Raw genomic sequence first — 18,018 nt, forward strand, 5'->3', positions numbered from 1 at the left:
GGTGGGGCCTCCCTCGCCACAGCAAGCTCCTCACCCCAGCAAGCTCCTTCGCCACATTGCCCCGAAAGTTTACGCGCTGACCCGCGCCTCGCTGGCCAGCCGGGCAATCGCCATGTCCAGTTCATCCAGGGCCGGCATGGCCTTGGCGTCGTCCTGCTTGAGCAGGGTCTCGGCCCGTTGGCAGGCCGCACGCAGTTGCGGCACGCCGCAATACCGGGTGGCGCCGTGCAGGCGGTGCACCCGTTCGATCAGGGCATTGCGGTCATTGGCGTCACGGGCGACGCGAATCGCTTCACGGTCAGCTTCCAGCGAGGCCAGCAGCATCGCGAGCATGTCTGCCGCCAGATCCGCCTTGCCGGCCGCCAGGCGCAAACCTTCTTCATGGTCCAGCACCGGCAATTGCGTGGCATGCCCGAAACTTTCGGTGCCACGGTCCGGGCCCTGGTTGCGCAGGGCCAGCCCGGTCCATTTCAACACCACCTGGGCCAGTTGCCGTTCGCTGATGGGTTTGGTCAGGTAATCATCCATGCCGCTTTGCAGCAGGGCGCGTTTTTCGTTGGCCATCGCATGGGCCGTCAGCGCGACGATGGGCAGCGGTGTGCCATGGCGTTCGCTTTCCCACGTGCGGATTGCTTCGGTGCTCTGGCGACCGTCCATCCCCGGCATCTGCACGTCCATCAGCACCAGGTCGAAGGCTTCCTGCTTCACTGCCTCGATGGCCGAGTAACCGCTTTCCACCGCCTGGACCTTGGCGCCCATGTCTTCCAGCAGGGTTTGCACCAGCAGCAGGTTGGCCGGGTTGTCGTCGACACACAGCACCCGCGGCGCGCGGCTGGACAGGGGCTCGCCGGGTTCGCTGCGCAGCGGGCGCGGGCTGATCAGGTCGGCCAGGGCGCGACGCAGTTTGCGGGTGCACGCGGGCTTGGCCTGCAACTGGCTGTTGGGGTTGGGCACCGAGGGGTTGAACAGCAGCTGTTCGGTGGTCGGGCACAACACCAGTACCTTGCAGCCCAGGTGTTCGAGGTCCCACAGGTGCTGGTTCAAACGCTCCGGCGGAATGTCGTTGGCGGTGATGCCCAGCACGGCCAGGTCAATCGCCTGTTCGGTCTGGTGGGCGCTGGTGATGCCGTTGGTCAGGCTTTCCAGGCTGTTGAACGGGGTGACTTCCAGGCCGCAGTCTTCCAGCTGATGTTGCAGGGCCTGGCGCGCCAGCTCGTGGTTTTCCAGCACCGCCACGCGCCGGCCCAGCAGCGGCGCGGAGGGCAGGTCTTCGATATCGTCACGGGTTTTCGGCAGGTTCAGGCTGATCCAGAATTCCGAGCCTTCTCCCGGCGTGCTGTCGACGCCGATCTCACCGCCCATCTGTTCGATCAGGCGCTTGGAAATCACCAGGCCAAGGCCGGTCCCGCCGGGTTGGCGTGACAGCGAATTGTCCGCCTGGCTGAACGCCTGGAACAGCGCCCGCACATCCTGGTTCGACAGGCCGATGCCGGTGTCCTGCACGCTGATGCGCAGTTGTACGCTGTCTTCCTGTTCGTCTTCAATCATGGCGCGGGCAACGATGGTGCCTTCGCGGGTGAACTTGATCGCGTTGCTCACCAGGTTCGTGAGGATCTGCTTGAGCCGCAGCGGGTCACCCACCAGGGCGAGCGGCGTGTCGCGGTAGACCAGGCTCACCAGCTCCAGCTGTTTGGCGTGGGCGGCCGGGGCGAGGATGGTCAGGGTGTCTTGCAGCAAGTCCCGCAGGTTGAACGGGATGCTGTCGAGCACCAGCTTGCCGGCCTCGATTTTCGAGAAGTCGAGGATTTCGTTGATGATGCCCAGCAGGTTGTCGGCGGATTTTTCGATGGTGCCCAGGTAATCCAGCTGGCGGGGTGACAGTTCGCTTTTCTGCAACAAATGGGTGAAGCCAAGGATGCCGTTCAACGGCGTGCGGATCTCATGGCTCATGTTGGCCAGAAACTCCGACTTGATGCGGCTGGCTTCCAGGGCTTCCTTGCGGGCCAGGTCCAACTCGATGTTCTGGATCTCGATGGTTTCAAGGTTTTGCCGCACGTCTTCGGTGGCCTGGTCGATGCTGTGTTGCAATTCTTCCTGGGCGTTTTGCAGGGTCTCGGCCATGCGGTTGATGCCCGAGGCCAGGTGATCCAGCTCCTGGCTACCCAGGGGTGGCAAGCGGGTTTCCAGATTGCCGTCCTTGAGTTGCGCGACGGCCTGTTTGATCAGGCCGATCGGTGAGTTGATCGTACGGCTGATGCGCAAGGCGAGGGCAGCGGTACAGATCAGGCCGATGGCGATCAGCAACAGGCTGGCGAACAGGCTGCGGTAGCCACGCAGCAACATGCCGTTGTGGGACAGTTCCAGCTCGACCCAGCCGAGCAGGCGGTCGGATTCATCCGGGATCAGTTCACCGGCGAGGTTGCGATGGCGGCCGAACACCGGCAGCAGATAACGGGTGGCGTCATTGCCGGTGCGCTGCAACAGGTGCGAACTGTTGCCGATGGGCGGCTGGTTGAGCATGGTCGGCCCGGCGTGGGCCAGGGGCGTGCGGTCGGGCCCGAGGAACGATACGGCGCGCACATCGGTTTGTTCCAGGGACTGGGTGGCGATGCGTTCCAGCAGGTCGGTGTTCCTGGTGCCGAGGGCCGGAGCCACCAGCGGTGCCAGTTGCTCGGCGATCATCTCGCCGCGTTGCAGCAACTGCGACTGCAACTCCGAAAGCTGCATCCAGGTGAAGTACCCGCCCAGCAGCAACGCCATCAGGCTGGTAGGCAATAAGGTCAGCAACAGTACGCGGCCTTTTATCCCCATTCTTTTAAGCACGCCACTCTCCTGCTACCACACTGTTGTCGAATTCCACGCAGGCATCCGGCCCGCGCCACCTGCGCAGTGTAGCCATTTGCGCGGCGGGGAATCTTGCAAAATTAATGACCTGAGGCAAACCTTGGGCCGCCGGACGCCCGGCGGCGGTTGCTCATGGGGGGGCAATCTTGAATAATCAGTCATTGAGAATGACTTGCAGACGCTAATGAATCCCGCAGCACTTGGCTTACCCAGTATCCTGGCGATTGAAGACGATCCTGTGCTTGGCGCCTATGTCCATGAGCAATTGGGCCTGTGTGGCTTCCAGGTGACCTGGTGCCAGAATGGCCAGCAGGGCCTGCAAATGGCCCGCGATCAGCGCTTCGACGTGGTGTTGATGGACATCCTGCTGCCGGGCATGGACGGGTTGTCGGTGCTCACGCATTTGCGCCAGAGCCATTCGATGCCGGTGATCCTGATGTCGGCCCTGGGGGCCGAAGCCGATCGCATCAGCGGTTTTCGCCTGGGGGCCGACGATTACCTGCCCAAACCGTTCAGCATGGCCGAGTTGCGGGTGCGCATCGAGGCGATCCTGCGCCGGGTCGCCCTGGACCGGCGGCCGTTGCCGGCCCTGGCGGCGGTGCGCGGCAATGCCCGCAGCCTGCGTTTCGATGACGAGCTGTGTGATGTGTTTCACCGGGAGCAGTGGGCCGGCCTGACCCGCAGCGAATATCGCCTGTTGGAAACCCTGCACCGCAACGCCGAAGAAGTCCTCAGCAAAGCCTTCCTCTACCAGCATGTGTTCCAGCGCGGCTATGCGCCCCATGACCGCAGCCTGGACATGCACATCAGCCAGATTCGTCGCAAGCTCAAGGCTGTCGGCTACAGCGAGCGGGAAGTGCGCACGGTGTGGGGCAAGGGCTATGTGTTGAGCGGTCACGATGACGGGCTTTAAAGCCGCGTTCAAACGGCTGCCGGGCAAGCATTCGTTATTCTGGAAACTGGCCTGTCTGCTGATCGCGTTCTGCTTGCTGATGATCTGGCTCAGTTGGTCATGGGGCCGGTATATGGAAGAGCAGAATGCCTTTCTGTCCAGCGAGGCCCGCGCCACCCTGAGCGGTTATGCCGCTGGCGCGGAACTGGCCTGGAACAAGGGCGGCAACGCCGGTGTGGACGAATGGTTGCACACCCTGGGCCAGCGCGAGCGCACCTGGGTGGGGGTCATCGGCAACGACCTGCAATCCCTGAGCAGCTACCCACTGACGGACAAGGAGAGCCAGCGCCTGACATTCCTGCGCGGCCTGGACTGGCCCGTCAGCCGGCATGCCAAGGGCCTGCCGTGGTTGAAAATCCCGTTCCCGCTCGACCCGGGTGCGGGCTCCCTGGTGATCGAGTTGCCGCGGCGTTTCATGCCCGGGCAAAACCAGCTGTTCTGGCGGATCGTCACCAATGGCGTGATTCCCGGCCTGTTCACCCTGCTGCTGTGCATCGGCCTCTACCGGCTGTTGATCATGCCCCTCAACCACCTGCGAGAGCAGGCCAACGCCTGGCGTGCCGATCAACTGGGCACCCGGCTTTCCCGCGACACCACCAGCCGCCAGGATGAACTGGGGGAATTGGGCCGCGCGTTTGACCAGATGTCTGAACGCCTGCAAGGCACCGTGGCCCTGCAACAGCAACTGCTGCGGGATTTGTCCCATGAGTTGCGCACACCGTTGAGCCGCCTGCGTGTGGCCAGTGACAGCGAGCAGGACCTGACCCAGCTGCGCGAGCGCCTGGGGAGGGAAATCGACGGCATGCAGCGCCTGGTGGACGACACCCTGCAACTGGCCTGGCTCGACACCGAACGCGCGCCGTTGCTCAAGGAAGACATCCAGGTGCAGGCGCTGTGGGACATGCTCCGGGAAAACGCCTGTTTTGAAAGTGGCTGGCCGGCTTCACGCTTGCAGTGCGAGCTGGGGGCCGACTGCTGGGTGCGCGGTCATCTGAACCTGCTGGCCCAGGCATTGGAGAACATCCTGCGCAATGCCATCCGGCACTCTGCGCAAGACGGAACGGTGCAATTGGGCGGGCAGCGTGAGGGGGATCACTGGCACTTGTGGCTGGAAGACCAGGGCGGCGGGATCGATGAGGTGGAGTTGGAGCGAATCTTTGCGCCATTCACCCGACTGGACGGCTCAAGGCCCGGCGACGGCGGCTTTGGCCTGGGCTTGAGCATTGCGCGCAACGCTGTGCAGCGTCAGGACGGCAGCCTGTGGGCGGAAAATACCGGCCAGGGTTTACGTGTGCACATGCGCTTGCTGGCGCGCTAACGGTTACAACCTGCGCTGTTTGCGTTTTTTCCACTGGCGGGCCACCCACCAGCGCCAATAGCCCATGGTCAGGCAATAACCCAGCACCGCCATCACCAGCCCCAGTACTACCGAGCCCAGCAGGAACGGTTGCCACAGCGTCGACAACTGCCCGCTGATCCATTCCCAGGTCAGCTCGTCGGGCATGCTGCGGGGTGGCACATTCATCAGCCAGGCCCCGGTCATGTAGGTGCAGAAAAACACCGGCGGCATGGTAATCGGGTTGGTCAGCCAGACCAGGCTCACGGCAATCGGCATGTTGCCGCGCACGCTGATGGCGAGGACCGCTGCCAGCAGCATCTGCAAGGGAATGGGGATGAATGCCGCGAACAGGCCAACGGCCATGGCGCGCGCGACCGAGTGCCGATTGAGGTGCCAGAGATTCGGGTCATGCAGCAACTTGCCGAGAAAGCGTAAGGACTTGTGTTCCCGAATGCTGGTCGGATCGGGCATGTACCGTTTGAATAAGCGCCGTGGCATAAGGGGTCCAGGTCAGTTCGAGGGGCAAGTATGCCCGCATTCCACGAACGTGAAATTCAGACTTTGTGACAAATAATAATAGGCCACACCGCTAGCCCGGCTAAGACTCAATGGGTCGCTTTCAAGGAAAGATCCATGAGAACAGGGATGTTCGCACTCGCGCTGGGGCTGCTCGCCTTGCGTTTTTTACCCGCGTTGCCGTCTGGCGGCTGGCTGTTGTTGATGCCGGTGCTGGCCCTGATGCTGTTGCCTTTTCGTACCTATCCGCTGGGGTTTTTCCTGCTTGGCCTGGGGTGGGCATGCCTCAGCGCGCAGTGGGCGCTGGATGACCGGTTGGCCCCGCATCTGGATGGCCAGACCCGCTGGGTGGAGGGGCGTGTCAGCGGGTTGCCGCAGCAGATGGGCGACGGTGTGCGCTTCGAACTGACCGACAGCCGGTCACGCAAGGACCTGCTTCCCAAGCGCATTCGCGTGTCCTGGCGCGGCGGCCCACCGGTTAAGAGCGGTGAGCGCTGGCGACTGGCGGTGACTCTCAAGCGTCCTTCCGGATTGCTCAATGCCGATGGCTTTGACTATGAAGCCTGGCTGCTGGCCCAGCGGATTGGCGCCACCGGCTCGGTCAAGGACGGCCAACTGCTGGCACCGCCACGACATGCCTGGCGCGACGGGATTCGCCAGCGGCTGCTGGCAGTGGATGCCCAGGGGCGAGAGGCGGGCCTGGCGGCGCTGGTGCTCGGCGATGGTTCCGGGTTGGCCGCCGAGGATTGGCGGGTCCTGCAAGCCACTGGCACCGTGCATTTACTGGTGATATCCGGGCAGCACATCGGCCTGCTGGCGGGGTTGATCTATGGCCTGGTCGCCGGTCTTGCGCGCTACGGGGGTTGGCCGAAACCTTTGCCGTGGCTGCCCTGGGCCTGCGGCCTGGCGTTTGCTGCAGCGCTGGGCTACGGCCTGCTGGCCGGTTTCGAGGTGCCGGTGCAACGGGCCTGTGTGATGGTGGGCCTGGTATTGCTGTGGCGCCTGCGGTTTCGTCACCTGGGAATCTGGTGGCCGCTGTTGCTGGCGCTGGACGCGGTGCTGATCCTCGAACCGCTGGCCAGCCTGCAGCCGGGGTTCTGGTTGTCTTTTGCGGCTGTTGCGGTGCTGATTTTGGCGTTCAGTGGCCGATTGGGCCCCTGGCCCTTGTGGCAAGCCTGGAGCCGCGCCCAATGGATGATTGCCATCGGCCTGTTTCCGCTGCTGCTGGTGCTCGGCCTGCCCATCAGCCTGAGCGGGCCGCTGGCCAACCTGGTTGCGGTGCCGTGGATCAGCCTGGTGGTGCTGCCCCTGGCCTTGCTGGGTACGGTGTTATTGCCGCTGCCTTATATAGGAGAGGGGGCGTTATGGCTGGCGGGCGGCACGCTGGACGGGCTGTTCAAGGCACTGGCGCTGCTGGCGCAGTACTTGCCGGCCTGGATACCGGCGCAAGTGCCCATTGGCTATTGGCTGGTGAGCCTGCTGGGGGCGGTGCTGTTATTGCTGCCCAAGGGCGTCCCGTTTCGGCTGCTGGGTTGGCCGATGTTGCTGCTGGCGGTGTTTCCGCCGCGGGAGTCGATACCTCATGGGCTGGTCGAGGTGGTGCAACTGGATGTCGGCCAGGGGTTGGCGATCATCCTGCGTACCCGCAACCATGTACTGCTGTATGACGCCGGGCCGCGCTCCGGTGAGTTCGATCTTGGCGCGCGTGTCGTATTGCCTGCGTTGCGCAAGCTGGGTGTCGCAGAGCTGGACGTGATGCTGCTCAGTCATGCCGATGCCGATCATGCCGGCGGCGCGCTGGCCGTCGCCCAAGGGTTGCCGGTCAAGCGTGTGGTGGGCGGTGAGACGGCACGGCTGCCGGCCTCGCTCGGTACCCAAGCGTGTGTCAGCGGCGAGCAGTGGGAGTGGGATGGCGTGAGGTTCGAGCTATGGCAATGGCCTGATGCGACGGACGGTAACCAGATGTCCTGCGTGTTGCGGGTGCAGGCCAATGGCGAGCGCTTGTTGCTGACCGGGGATATTGACCATGACGCCGAGCGGGCATTGCTGGCCACTCCCATGGGCGCTCCTGTCGATTGGCTGCAAGCGCCGCACCACGGCAGCCGCAGCTCGTCGTCATGGGCCTTTCTACAGCGCCTGGCACCCAAGGCCGTGTTGATTTCCCGGGGGCGCAGCAATGGGTTTGGCCACCCGCATCCACAGGTGCTGGAGCGTTACCAGGCCATGGGCAGCGTGATTTATGACAGTGCCGAGCAAGGCGCACTCCGCCTGCGAGTGGGCACCTTCCAGCCGCCGCTGGCCGCGCGCAGCCAACGGCGTTTCTGGCGCGAGCGCCCGCCGCAAAACAGCGTTACCAAAGACCGGCCCATGCGACAGGATGCTCTGGGGCAGGCCAGCCCTTCCACCGGACCCTTATGGTAAAGTGGCGCACTTTTTCGAGGGGACATTCACTGTGTGGGAATTGGTCAAATCCGGCGGCTGGATGATGTTGCCGATCATTTTGAGTTCCATCGCCGCACTCGGCATCATCGCCGAACGCCTGTGGACCCTGCGTGCCAGCCGTGTAACGCCTGACCACCTGCTGGGCCAGGTCTGGGGCTGGATCAAGAACAAGCAGCTCGACAAGACAAAGCTCAAGGAACTGCGCGCCAACTCGCCCCTGGGTGAAATCCTCGCCGCCGGCCTCGCCAACTCCAAGCACGGTCGCGAGATCATGAAGGAGTGCATCGAAGAGGCCGCCGCCCGGGTTATCCATGAGCTGGAGCGCTACATCAATGCCCTGGGCACCATCGCCGCCATGGCACCGTTGCTCGGCCTGCTCGGTACGGTGCTGGGCATGATCGATATTTTCAGCTCATTCATGGGGTCGGGTATGACCACCAACGCCGCAGTGCTGGCCGGTGGTATTTCCAAGGCCTTGATCACCACGGCGGCGGGCCTGATGGTCGGTATTCCTTCGGTGTTCTTCCACCGTTTCCTGCAACGGCGCATCGACGAACTGGTGGTGGGCATGGAGCAGGAAGCCATCAAGCTGGTGGAAGTGGTACAGGGCGACCGTGACGTGGACCTGGTTGAGGGCAACGCGTGAAATTTCGTCGCAAGCAACGGGAAAACGTCGATATCAACCTGGCGTCGTTGATCGACGTGGTGTTTATCCTGCTGCTGTTTTTTGTCGTCACCACCACCTTTACCCGGGAAACCCAGCTGCGCGTCGACCTGCCGGAAGCCGTCAGCGGTTCGCCGGCGGAAGACCAGCAGGCCAAGCAGCTGGACATCGCCATCAGCGCCGATGGCGTGTTCTCGGTGAATAACCAGTTGCTGGAGAAAAACGACCTGGCCAGCCTGATGGAAGCACTGCAGAAGGAGTCCGGTGGGGACACTAACTTGCCACTGTCCATCAGCGCCGATGGCAACACCAAGCACCAGGCCGTGATCACGGCGATGGACGCTGCCGGCAAGCTCGGCTTCAGCCATTTGCGCATGACCACCGTCGAGGCGGCGAGCCAACCCTGATGGCCATGACTGATCGTTTGCTCAAGGCCTGGTACGAAGGCCATCCGGCGCTCGCGTTGTTGCAGCCGCTGGAATCCCTCTATCGCCGGGTTGTGCAGCGCAAACGCGCGCGGTTCCTGGCGGGCGAGGGCGAGATCTATCAGTCGCCGGTGCCGGTCGTGGTGGTAGGCAATATCACGGTGGGTGGCACCGGCAAGACGCCCATGATTCTCTGGCTGATCGACCATTGCCAGCGCAGCGGTTTGCGCGTCGGTGTGGTCAGCCGCGGTTATGGCGCCAAGCCGCCACAGTTTCCATGGCGCGTAGAGGCCGATCAAACCGCTGCGGTGGCGGGGGACGAACCCTTGCTGATCGTGCAGCGCAGCGGCGTGCCGCTGATGATCGACCCCGACCGCAGCCGCGCCGTGAAGGCGCTGTTGGCCAGCGAAACCCTCGACCTGATCCTCTCCGACGACGGCCTGCAACATTACCGCCTGGCCCGTGACCTGGAACTGGTGCTGATTGACGCCGCCCGCGGGCTGGGTAACCGTCGCTGCCTGCCGGCGGGGCCGTTGCGTGAGCCGGTCGAGCGTTTGCAGAGCGTCGATGCGCTGCTTTACAACGGCGCAGGTTCTGACCGTGACGACGGCTTTGCCTTCCGTCTGTTGCCTGCCGCGCTAGTCAACCTGCATACCGGCGAGCGTAAACCCGTCGAACACTTCCCGGTGGGGCAGCAGGTACATGCGGTGGCCGGCATCGGCAACCCGCAACGTTTCTTCAACACCCTTGAAACGCTACACTGGCGCCCAATACCCCATGCTTTTGCCGACCACGCGCCGTACAGCGCCGAGGTCTTGAATTTCACACCGGCACTGCCGTTGGTCATGACTGAAAAGGACGCGGTGAAGTGCCGCGCCTTTGCCAGGCCCGACTGGTGGTACCTTGCGGTGGACGCGGCACCGTCACCGGCGTTTATCGCCTGGTTCGACACGCAGTTGATGCGCTTGCTGCCCGCTCGCCTTTTGCCTTAAAACGCTGCTCTCCAGGACATACTCATGGACACCAAACTGCTCGATATCCTCGCTTGCCCGATCTGCAAGGGGCCGCTCAAGCTCAGCGCCGACAAAACCGAGCTGATCAGCAAGGGCGCCGGCCTGGCGTACCCGATTCGTGATGGCATTCCGGTAATGCTCGAAAGCGAAGCCCGCACCCTGACCACCGACGAGCGCCTGGATAAATGACCACCGCCTTCACCGTTGTCATCCCGTCCCGCTACGCCTCCACCCGCCTGCCCGGCAAGCCGCTGCAACTGATCGGCAACAAGCCGATGATCCAGCTGGTGTGGGAACAGGCCTGCAAAAGCAGCGCCGAAAGGGTAGTGGTGGCCACCGACGATCCGCGCATCATCGAGGCCTGCAAAGGCTTTGGTGCCGAAGCGGTGCTGACCCGTGAAGACCACAATTCCGGTACCGACCGCCTGGCCGAAGTGGCCACCAAGCTGGGCCTGGCGGCGGACGCCATCGTGGTCAACGTGCAAGGTGACGAGCCGTTGATTCCGCCCAGCGTGATCGACCAGGTGGCGGCCAACCTGGCAGCCCATGGCGAAGCGCGCATGGCGACCCTGGCCGAGCCGATTGAAGACATCGAGACCCTGTTCAACCCCAACGTGGTGAAAGTGGTCAGCGACATCAATGGCCTGGCGCTGACCTTCAGCCGCTCCACCTTGCCGTGGGCGCGGGATGCGTTCGCCAAACAGCCTGACGTGCTGCCGGCTGGCGTGCCGTACCGTCGCCACATCGGCATCTACGCCTACCGCGCCGGTTTCCTGCACGACTTCGTGAGCTGGGGCCCGTGCTGGCTGGAAAATACCGAATCCCTGGAACAACTGCGTGCCCTGTGGCACGGCGTGCGCATTCATGTGGGCGATGCCCTGGAAGCGCCGCCGGCGGGCGTCGACACCCCTGAAGACCTCGAGCGCGTCCGTCGCCTTCTGGGGGCCTGATGCAGGTTCTGTTCGTCTGCCTGGGCAACATCTGCCGTTCGCCCACGGCCGAAGGCGTTCTGCGCCACAAATTGCGCGAAGCCGGCCTGGCCGATCAGGTTGAAGTGGCCTCTGCCGGTACCGGTGATTGGCACGTCGGAAATCCACCGGACAAGCGCAGCCAGCGTGCAGCGCTGCAACGCGGCTACGACCTGTCGGCCCAGCGTGCACAACAGGTGTCGCGTGCCGACTTTTCCCGCTACGACCTGATCCTCGCCATGGACCAGAGCAACCTGCGCAACCTCAAGGCCATGCAGCCGGCTCAGGGCAAGGCGGACCTGGACCTGTTCCTGCGCCGCTACGACTCGATGGTGGATGAAGTGCCGGACCCGTACTACGAAGGTGACCAGGGCTTTGAAACTGTCCTCGACCTGATCGAGCGCGCCTGTGACCTGTTGGTGATTGAATTGAAGGGCCGGTTATGACTTTGCAGGTACGGGCACAGGTTTCGCTCAAGCCGTTCAACAGCTTTGGCATCGACGTGCATGCCCGGCTGTTTGCCGAGGCCCACAATGACGCCGACGTGCGCGAGGCCCTGGCCTGTGCCGCCGAGCAACAACTGCCGTTGCTGGTGATTGGCGGTGGCAGCAACTTGCTGTTGACCCAGGATATTGACGCACTGGTGCTGCGCATGGCCAGCCAGGGCATCCGGGTGTTGCACGACGATGGCGTGCAGGTCGTGGTTGAGGCCGAAGCGGGCGAAGCGTGGCATCCGTTTGTGCTGTGGACCCTGGCCCAGGGCTTTTCCGGCCTGGAAAACCTCAGCCTGATTCCCGGCACGGTCGGCGCCGCACCGATGCAGAACATCGGCGCCTACGGTGTAGAGATCAAGGATGTATTCAGCGGCCTGACCGCCCTTGATCGCCAGACCGGCGAACTGCGGGATTTCAGCCTGGCCGAGTGCAACTTTGCCTACCGCGACAGCCTGTTCAAGCACGAAGTGGGGCGCTGGCTGATCCTGCGGGTGCGTTTTGCCCTGAGCCGCGCCGTGCATCTGAAACTTGAATACGGGCCGGTGCGACAGCGCCTGACCGAGCAAGGCGTCGCGCAGGCCACGCCCAGCGATGTCAGCCGCGCGATTTGCAGCATTCGTAGCGAGAAACTGCCCGACCCGGCGGTGCTCGGCAATGCGGGGAGTTTCTTCAAGAACCCGCTGGTCTCCCAGGCACTGGCTGCCGAGTTGCAGCGTCAATACCCGGACCTGGTGGCTTACCCCCAGGCCGACGGGCAGATGAAACTGGCCGCCGGCTGGCTGATCGACAAGGCCGGCTGGAAAGGCTTTCGCGATGGCGATGCCGGCGTGCATCGCTTGCAGGCACTGGTATTGGTGAACTACGGCGCGGCCAGCGGCCAGGACATTGCCGGGCTCGCGCTGCGTATCCAGCAGGACATCGAAAAGCGCTTCAAGGTGGTGCTGGAAATGGAGCCGAATCGCTATTGAACTAAGCTTGTTTTTTGACGCACCAAGCCCTGCATTGCAGGGCTTTTTTATTGCCGGTGAGTTAACTTAGCTGACTACCGATATTTTTGATCAACCCATAGATGCTGTTTATCAAAATCAGTTGCAAGGTTGGCGGGAGGCGAAAGCCTGATGGACAGTGTTGATCTGAATGTATTACGCAGCGTGCTGGAATGGCGCCTCGCCGGGCAGCGAGTGGTGCTGTACAGCGTGGTCCAGACCTGGGGCAGCGCCCCGCGTCCGCCGGGGGCGATGCTGGCCTTGCGCGGCGACGGGGTGGTGATTGGCTCGGTGTCCGGCGGCTGTATCGAGGACGACTTGATCGCCCGGTTGCAGGACGGTCGGCTGCCTGACGACGGGCCGCCGGTGCAGCTGGTCACCTACGGTGTCACCCGGGACGAAGCGGCGCGTTTTGGCCTGCCGTGTGGCGGCACCCTGCGTCTCACCGAAGAGCGGGTGAGTGATCCGGGTTGGGTAGCTGAACTGCTGGCGCGCTGTGAGGCCCACGAGATTGTCGCCCGTGAGTTGGACCTGGCCACCGGCGAGGTGGTGTTGAGCGGTGCGAGCAAGACCGATGTGGTCAGCTTCAACGGCGAGCGTTTGCGCGCGATCTACGGTCCGCGCTGGCGCCTGCTGCTGATCGGCGCGGGCCAGCTGTCACGTTATGTGGCGGAAATGGCTCGGTTGCTGGATTTCGAAGTGCTGATCTGCGACCCGCGCCAGGAGTTTGTCTACGGCTGGGAAGAACAGCACGGGCGCTTTGTGCCGGGCATGCCCGATGAAGCCGTGCTGAATATCCAGACCGATGAACGCACCGCCATTGTCGCGCTCACCCATGACCCGCGCCTGGATGACATGGCGTTGCTGACGGCCCTCAATTCCCGGGCGTTCTACATAGGCGCGCTGGGTTCGCGGGTCAACAGCCAGAAGCGCCGGGAAAACCTCGCGGCACTGGGGCTCAGTGCGGACGCCATTGCGCGGCTGCATGGGCCGATTGGCCTGCATATCGGCAGCCATACGCCGGCGGAAATCGCCTTGTCGTTGATGGCTGAAATCGTCGCCATCAAGAACGGGATCGATCTGCTGCAGAAAAAGCCGTTGCAGGCAGCGGTCAGTTGACGGGCATCGCCGTAATCATCCTGGCGGCGGGGCAGGGCAGTCGTTTTCGGGCCGAGGCGGGTGCCGATCAGGACAAGCTGCTGGCGCCCTGCGTGGGCCGGGATGGCATCACGCGGTCGGTGATCGAGCAGGTATTGGTGAATTTGCCGCCTGTGGCTACGAGACGTTGGCTGGTGACGTCACCGGATCGCACCGAAGTGATTCGGTTGGCTAAGGTGCACGGTTGCGAAGTATTGCTTTTGCGCTCGCCGGGCATGGGTGACAGCATCGCCGCAGCGGTGGCGGCCAGTGGGCCGTCGGCTGGTTGGCTGGTGGTGTTGGGGGATATGCCGTTTATCCTGCCGGCAAGTATCGAGCAAGTGATGGCAGGCCTGGAGGAAGACGGTATCAGCGCCCCGGTGCATGCAGGTCAGTACGGGCACCCCGTGGGGTTTGGCCGTTCATTCGGTCCGGCCTTGATCGCGCTGACCGGAGACCGCGGAGCAAAACCGTTATTTGCCAAGGCTTCGGTGCAGGAAGTCGTAGTCGATGATCCCGGTGTGTTGTGGGACGTCGATGTGCCAGGGTTGTTGGACTACCGCTAACTGATGTAACGGGCATAAAAAAGCCCCGCCTGATCACTCAGGCGGGGCTTTTTAGTGGCCGATGGAATCAGACGAGGGGTTTAGGCTCGTGCTCTTCTTCCAGGGCCTTAGGGTGGTGCTCTACCACTTCCTCGACGGAACGTACGTTCTCGTCGATGGCAGGGGCAGTGTGCTCAACCACGGCTTCGGTGACCGGAGCAGGGGTTGCTTGGGCAACTTCAGCGACGGCAGGAGCAGCTTCGGCAGCGGCCTTGGCAGCAGCGGCGGCCGCTTCAGCTTCCTTGCGACGACGACGCACTTCACGCGGGTCGTTCGGCGCACGGCCGTTTTCGGTCAGGGCGCTGGCCGGAGCGGCTTCAACCACCGGGGCTGCCACTTCGGCAACCACTGGCGCTTCAACCACTGGCGCAGGCTCGGCAACAACGGCAACAGGTTCAGGGGCGACAACCACTTCAGCGACTGGTGCCGGAGCTTCTTCGACCACTGGAGCAGGCGCTGGTGCTTCAACCTCTTCAACCACCGGGGCAGGTTCGGCAGTCCACTGGAAGGCAGTCTGTTCTTCGCGAACTTCACGCACTTCAGGGGTTGGCTCGGCAACCGGTGCTTCAACGGCGGCTTCAACCACGGGCTGTTGTTCAACAACAGCGGCAGGCTCGGCAACCACTTCAGCTTCAGGCTGAGGCTCGCGAACTTCGCGAACTTCACGAACGTGACGAGCCGGCGCTACTTCCACTTCCGGAACAACCGGGGCTTCGACCGGGGTCGTTGCTTCAACCACTGGCGCTTCGACGGCTGGCGTCTCTACAACAGTGTTTTCCTGGATGGCAGCGGTGGCTGCTTCAGCTTGCTCGTTGGCCTGGGCTTCAGCAGGTGCGCTGATGACCGAGCTGGCAACAGCAGCGGTAACGGCCAGGCCGGCAGCCAGTTCGGCGCCAGTTGGTTCGCCGGTAGCGGCTGCGTTGGCTTCGCCGGTCTCTTCCGAGCCTTCGATTTCGTTGCCGTTGGCATCACGTTGACGCTCACGACGGTTGCTGCGACGACGCTGGCCACGGGAGCGGCGGCGTGGACGATCGCCTTCGGCGTTGTCCTGGCCGTCTTCCTGTTGCTGGTCTTCGTTGGACAGCAGCTCTTCTTCTTCACCGGCTGGAGCCGCTTGCTCGGCACGTGGTTGACGCTCTTCACGAGGAGGGCGTGGCGCACGTTCTTCACGCGGCTGACGAGCTGGACGCTCTTCAGCAGTGGCAGCGGTGGCAGCAGCAGCGGCTACGGCTGGAGCGGCATCCAACGGCTCGCGCAGTTCACGCACGCGTTCTTCACGCTCGCCACGTGGCTTGCGGTCTTCACGTGGAGCGCGTGGAGCACGCGGTGCACGTTCTTCGCGTGGTGCACGCTCTTCACGGGCCACGGTTGGTGTTTCTTCACGGGCTTCGCGCGGTTGGCGCTCTTCACGTGGGGCGCGTTCTTCGCGGGGTGCACGTTCTTCACGAGGCTTGCGCTCTTCGTCACGGCGACCGTTGCGATTGCGGCTCTGCTGGCGACCGTTGCGACGCTCTTCATTGCGTGCAGGGCGTTCAGTCACAGGCTTCTCGACCACAACTGGAGCCACTGGCTCTTCCTTGGTGGCGAACAGGCTGACCAGCGACTTCACCAGGCCTTTGAACAGGCTTGGCTCAGGCAGGGCAGCTGGTGCGGCAACCGGCGCGGCAGCTTCGACCGGAACCGGTGCGTTGGCACGGGCTGGCGCGGTCTTCACGGCGGCTTCCTGGCGAACCAGGGTGCGGGTCGCAGCGGCTGGCTGGACTTCTTCCACTTCGGCAGCGGCAGCAGCGATTTCGTAGCTGGACTGGTTGACGTGGGCTTCCGGGCTGTCATCACGCAGGCGCTGCACTTCGAAGTGCGGCGTCTCGAGGTGATCGTTCGGCAGGATGACGATGCGGGCACGGGTGCGCAGTTCGATCTTGGTGATCGAGTTGCGTTTTTCGTTGAGCAGGAACGCAGCGACCGGGATCGGCACCTGGGCGCGCACTTCGGCAGTGCGGTCTTTCAGGGCTTCTTCTTCGATCAGGCGCAGGATCGCCAGCGACAGCGATTCAACGTCACGGATGATGCCGGTGCCGTTGCAACGCGGGCAGACGATGCCGCTGCTTTCACCCAGGGATGGACGCAGGCGCTGACGGGACATTTCCAGCAGGCCGAAGCGCGAAATGCGGCCGACCTGTACGCGGGCACGGTCAGCTTCCAGGCATTCGCGGACTTTCTCTTCCACGGCGCGCTGGTTCTTGGCCGGGGTCATGTCGATGAAGTCGATCACGATCAGGCCGCCGATGTCACGCAGGCGCAGCTGGCGGGCGATTTCTTCAGCCGCTTCCAGGTTGGTCTGCAGGGCGGTTTCTTCGATGTCGCTACCCTTGGTGGCACGCGCCGAGTTGATGTCGATGGACACCAGGGCTTCGGTCGGGTCGATCACGATGGAGCCGCCGGAAGGCAGTTCGACGACGCGCTGGAAAGCGGTTTCGATCTGGCTTTCGATCTGGAAACGGTTGAACAGCGGAACGCTGTCTTCGTACAGCTTGATCTTGCTGGCGTACTGCGGCATCACCTGGCGGATGAAGGTCAGGGCTTCGTCCTGGGCTTCGACGCTGTCGATCAGCACTTCGCCGATGTCCTGGCGCAGGTAATCGCGGATGGCGCGGATGATCACGTTGCTTTCCTGGTAGATCAGGAACGGCGCGGAACGATCCAGGGACGCTTCCTTGATAGCGGTCCACAGCTGCAGCAGGTAGTCGAGGTCCCACTGCATTTCTTCGCTGCTGCGGCCCAGGCCGGCAGTGCGCACGATCAGGCCCATGTCTGCTGGAGCGATCAAGCCGTTCAGCGCTTCACGCAGTTCGTTGCGCTCTTCGCCTTCGATGCGACGGGAGATACCGCCGGCACGCGGGTTGTTCGGCATCAGGACCAGATAGCGGCCAGCCAGGCTGATGAAGGTGGTCAGGGCGGCGCCCTTGTTGCCACGTTCTTCTTTTTCTACCTGAACAATGACTTCCTGGCCTTCGCTCAGGACGTCCTTGATGTTCACGCGGCCTTCAGGGGATTTCTTGAAGTATTCGCGGGAGATTTCTTTGAGGGGCAGGAAGCCATGGCGCTCGGAGCCGAAATCGACAAAGGCAGCCTCAAGGCTTGGTTCGATGCGAGTAATCCGGCCTTTATAGATGTTGGCCTTCTTTTGCTCGCGTGCACCGGACTCGATGTCCAGGTCGTAGAGGCGTTGGCCGTCTACCAGTGCAACACGCAACTCTTCGGGTTGAGTTGCGTTAATCAGCATTCTTTTCATGTTGTACCGTCGGTTTCCGGGCTGCCGGAAACGGCGTTCGGCACACACGACTTCTCACGGTCGGTGTCAGGTGCGTCAAGAGTGGTTGGCCACTCCAGTGTCCAGCAATACCCGCCAAAATGGGCGGTATCGCGACGTACGCTTCCTGCTTGCTGTGGTGACTTAAGCACTCAGTCAGGAGGAGGAATCAACCGGCGACTGTGGACGAGATGAAGCGTCTAAATATAAGCCTAGTGCTACACAGTCCGACGGTTGTGCATCTCCACCCTACACGTATCCCTGATAATTCGGGTGCTGCCGCGCGCAGAATCCGCAGCGGGTTGGCATTTACCGTGTTCTCC

At 63.1% G+C, this 18,018-nt stretch carries 15 protein-coding genes; 12 read left to right on the forward strand and 3 right to left on the reverse strand.

The genetic code is table 11. The features are described from left to right. Nucleotides 1-69: 69 nt before the first annotated feature. Entirely contained in the window at nucleotides 70-2,823 is a 2,754-nt protein-coding gene (locus HX811_RS04985) for a response regulator (RefSeq protein WP_008434994.1), read from the reverse strand. A gap of 205 nt (nucleotides 2,824-3,028) precedes the next feature. On the opposite strand from HX811_RS04985, the gene HX811_RS04990 reads away from it, so the two are divergent. Continuing rightward, nucleotides 3,029-3,757 (forward strand): response regulator transcription factor, encoded by a 729-nt coding sequence (locus HX811_RS04990; protein WP_177045071.1) that lies wholly within the window; start codon nucleotides 3,029-3,031, stop codon nucleotides 3,755-3,757. Beyond that, a complete protein-coding gene (locus HX811_RS04995; protein ID WP_177045073.1) occupies nucleotides 3,744-5,114 on the forward strand; it encodes a sensor histidine kinase in 1,371 nt (456 codons plus the stop codon). Before HX811_RS04990 ends, HX811_RS04995 begins: the two co-directional genes overlap by 14 nt. 3 nt (nucleotides 5,115-5,117) lie before the next feature. Here HX811_RS04995 and HX811_RS05000 read toward each other — a convergent pair whose 3' ends face one another. Next, nucleotides 5,118-5,633, reverse strand: coding sequence for a DUF2062 domain-containing protein (locus tag HX811_RS05000; RefSeq protein WP_004371367.1), 516 nt, complete (start codon nucleotides 5,631-5,633; stop codon nucleotides 5,118-5,120). Nucleotides 5,634-5,780: 147 nt separating this feature from the next. Here HX811_RS05000 and HX811_RS05005 point away from each other — a divergent pair, with 147 nt between their 5' ends. From HX811_RS05005 to HX811_RS05050, 10 genes are all read left to right on the forward strand, one after another. Then, entirely contained in the window at nucleotides 5,781-8,072 is a 2,292-nt protein-coding gene (locus tag HX811_RS05005; protein ID WP_177045217.1) for a DNA internalization-related competence protein ComEC/Rec2, read from the forward strand. Nucleotides 8,073-8,103: 31 nt separating this feature from the next. After that, entirely contained in the window at nucleotides 8,104-8,739 is a 636-nt protein-coding gene (locus HX811_RS05010) for a MotA/TolQ/ExbB proton channel family protein (protein ID WP_004371363.1), read from the forward strand. Further along, nucleotides 8,736-9,164, forward strand: a complete 429-nt coding sequence (locus HX811_RS05015) for a biopolymer transporter ExbD (protein ID WP_004371361.1) — start codon at nucleotides 8,736-8,738, stop codon at nucleotides 9,162-9,164. Before HX811_RS05010 ends, HX811_RS05015 begins: the two co-directional genes overlap by 4 nt. Further along, nucleotides 9,164-10,174: a tetraacyldisaccharide 4'-kinase gene (gene lpxK / locus HX811_RS05020; RefSeq protein ID WP_177008421.1), complete on the forward strand. Its 1,011-nt coding sequence runs from the start codon at nucleotides 9,164-9,166 to the stop codon at nucleotides 10,172-10,174. Before HX811_RS05015 ends, lpxK begins: the two co-directional genes overlap by 1 nt. A 24-nt stretch (nucleotides 10,175-10,198) precedes the next feature. Next, complete coding sequence (locus tag HX811_RS05025) at nucleotides 10,199-10,384, forward strand: Trm112 family protein (RefSeq protein WP_003174668.1); 186 nt, start codon at nucleotides 10,199-10,201, stop codon at nucleotides 10,382-10,384. After that, nucleotides 10,381-11,145 carry a 3-deoxy-manno-octulosonate cytidylyltransferase gene (kdsB, locus tag HX811_RS05030; RefSeq protein ID WP_008434982.1) on the forward strand — a complete coding sequence of 255 codons (765 nt, stop codon included), beginning with the start codon at nucleotides 10,381-10,383 and terminating at the stop codon, nucleotides 11,143-11,145. Before HX811_RS05025 ends, kdsB begins: the two co-directional genes overlap by 4 nt. After that, nucleotides 11,145-11,609, forward strand: a complete 465-nt coding sequence (locus HX811_RS05035) for a low molecular weight protein-tyrosine-phosphatase (protein WP_177045075.1) — start codon at nucleotides 11,145-11,147, stop codon at nucleotides 11,607-11,609. The genes kdsB and HX811_RS05035 overlap by 1 nt, the downstream gene beginning before the upstream one ends. Beyond that, on the forward strand, nucleotides 11,606-12,625 hold the full coding sequence (gene murB / locus HX811_RS05040) for a UDP-N-acetylmuramate dehydrogenase (protein WP_177045077.1): 1,020 nt from the start codon (nucleotides 11,606-11,608) through the stop codon (nucleotides 12,623-12,625). The genes HX811_RS05035 and murB overlap by 4 nt, the downstream gene beginning before the upstream one ends. Nucleotides 12,626-12,775: 150 nt before the next feature. Next, a complete protein-coding gene (locus HX811_RS05045) occupies nucleotides 12,776-13,762 on the forward strand; it encodes an XdhC family protein (protein WP_008434978.1) in 987 nt (328 codons plus the stop codon). Then, nucleotides 13,759-14,346 carry an NTP transferase domain-containing protein gene (locus HX811_RS05050; RefSeq protein WP_177045079.1) on the forward strand — a complete coding sequence of 196 codons (588 nt, stop codon included), beginning with the start codon at nucleotides 13,759-13,761 and terminating at the stop codon, nucleotides 14,344-14,346. The genes HX811_RS05045 and HX811_RS05050 overlap by 4 nt, the downstream gene beginning before the upstream one ends. Nucleotides 14,347-14,413: 67 nt before the next feature. Here HX811_RS05050 and rne read toward each other — a convergent pair whose 3' ends face one another. Next, nucleotides 14,414-17,677: a ribonuclease E gene (gene rne, locus HX811_RS05055; protein WP_177045081.1), complete on the reverse strand. Its 3,264-nt coding sequence runs from the start codon at nucleotides 17,675-17,677 to the stop codon at nucleotides 14,414-14,416. Nucleotides 17,678-18,018: the final 341 nt, after the last annotated feature.

This window comes from Pseudomonas sp. F8002 (genome assembly GCF_013385495.1).
In the GTDB taxonomy this organism is placed as follows: domain Bacteria; phylum Pseudomonadota; class Gammaproteobacteria; order Pseudomonadales; family Pseudomonadaceae; genus Aquipseudomonas.

Excerpts from the sequence above, each read along its gene's own strand:
- HX811_RS04990 (WP_177045071.1), top strand. The coding sequence starts at position 3,029 with ATGAATCCCGCAGCACTTGGCTTACCCAGTATCCTGGCGATTGAAGAC.
- HX811_RS04995 (WP_177045073.1), top strand. The coding sequence starts at position 3,744 with ATGACGGGCTTTAAAGCCGCGTTCAAACGGCTGCCGGGCAAGCATTCG.
- HX811_RS05000 (WP_004371367.1), bottom strand. The coding sequence starts at position 5,633 with ATGCCACGGCGCTTATTCAAACGGTACATGCCCGATCCGACCAGCATT.
- HX811_RS05005 (WP_177045217.1), top strand. The coding sequence starts at position 5,781 with ATGTTCGCACTCGCGCTGGGGCTGCTCGCCTTGCGTTTTTTACCCGCG.
- lpxK (WP_177008421.1), top strand. The coding sequence starts at position 9,164 with ATGGCCATGACTGATCGTTTGCTCAAGGCCTGGTACGAAGGCCATCCG.
- HX811_RS05025 (WP_003174668.1), top strand. The coding sequence starts at position 10,199 with ATGGACACCAAACTGCTCGATATCCTCGCTTGCCCGATCTGCAAGGGG.
- kdsB (WP_008434982.1), top strand. The coding sequence starts at position 10,381 with ATGACCACCGCCTTCACCGTTGTCATCCCGTCCCGCTACGCCTCCACC.
- HX811_RS05035 (WP_177045075.1), top strand. The coding sequence starts at position 11,145 with ATGCAGGTTCTGTTCGTCTGCCTGGGCAACATCTGCCGTTCGCCCACG.
- murB (WP_177045077.1), top strand. The coding sequence starts at position 11,606 with ATGACTTTGCAGGTACGGGCACAGGTTTCGCTCAAGCCGTTCAACAGC.
- HX811_RS05045 (WP_008434978.1), top strand. The coding sequence starts at position 12,776 with ATGGACAGTGTTGATCTGAATGTATTACGCAGCGTGCTGGAATGGCGC.
- rne (WP_177045081.1), bottom strand. The coding sequence starts at position 17,677 with ATGAAAAGAATGCTGATTAACGCAACTCAACCCGAAGAGTTGCGTGTT.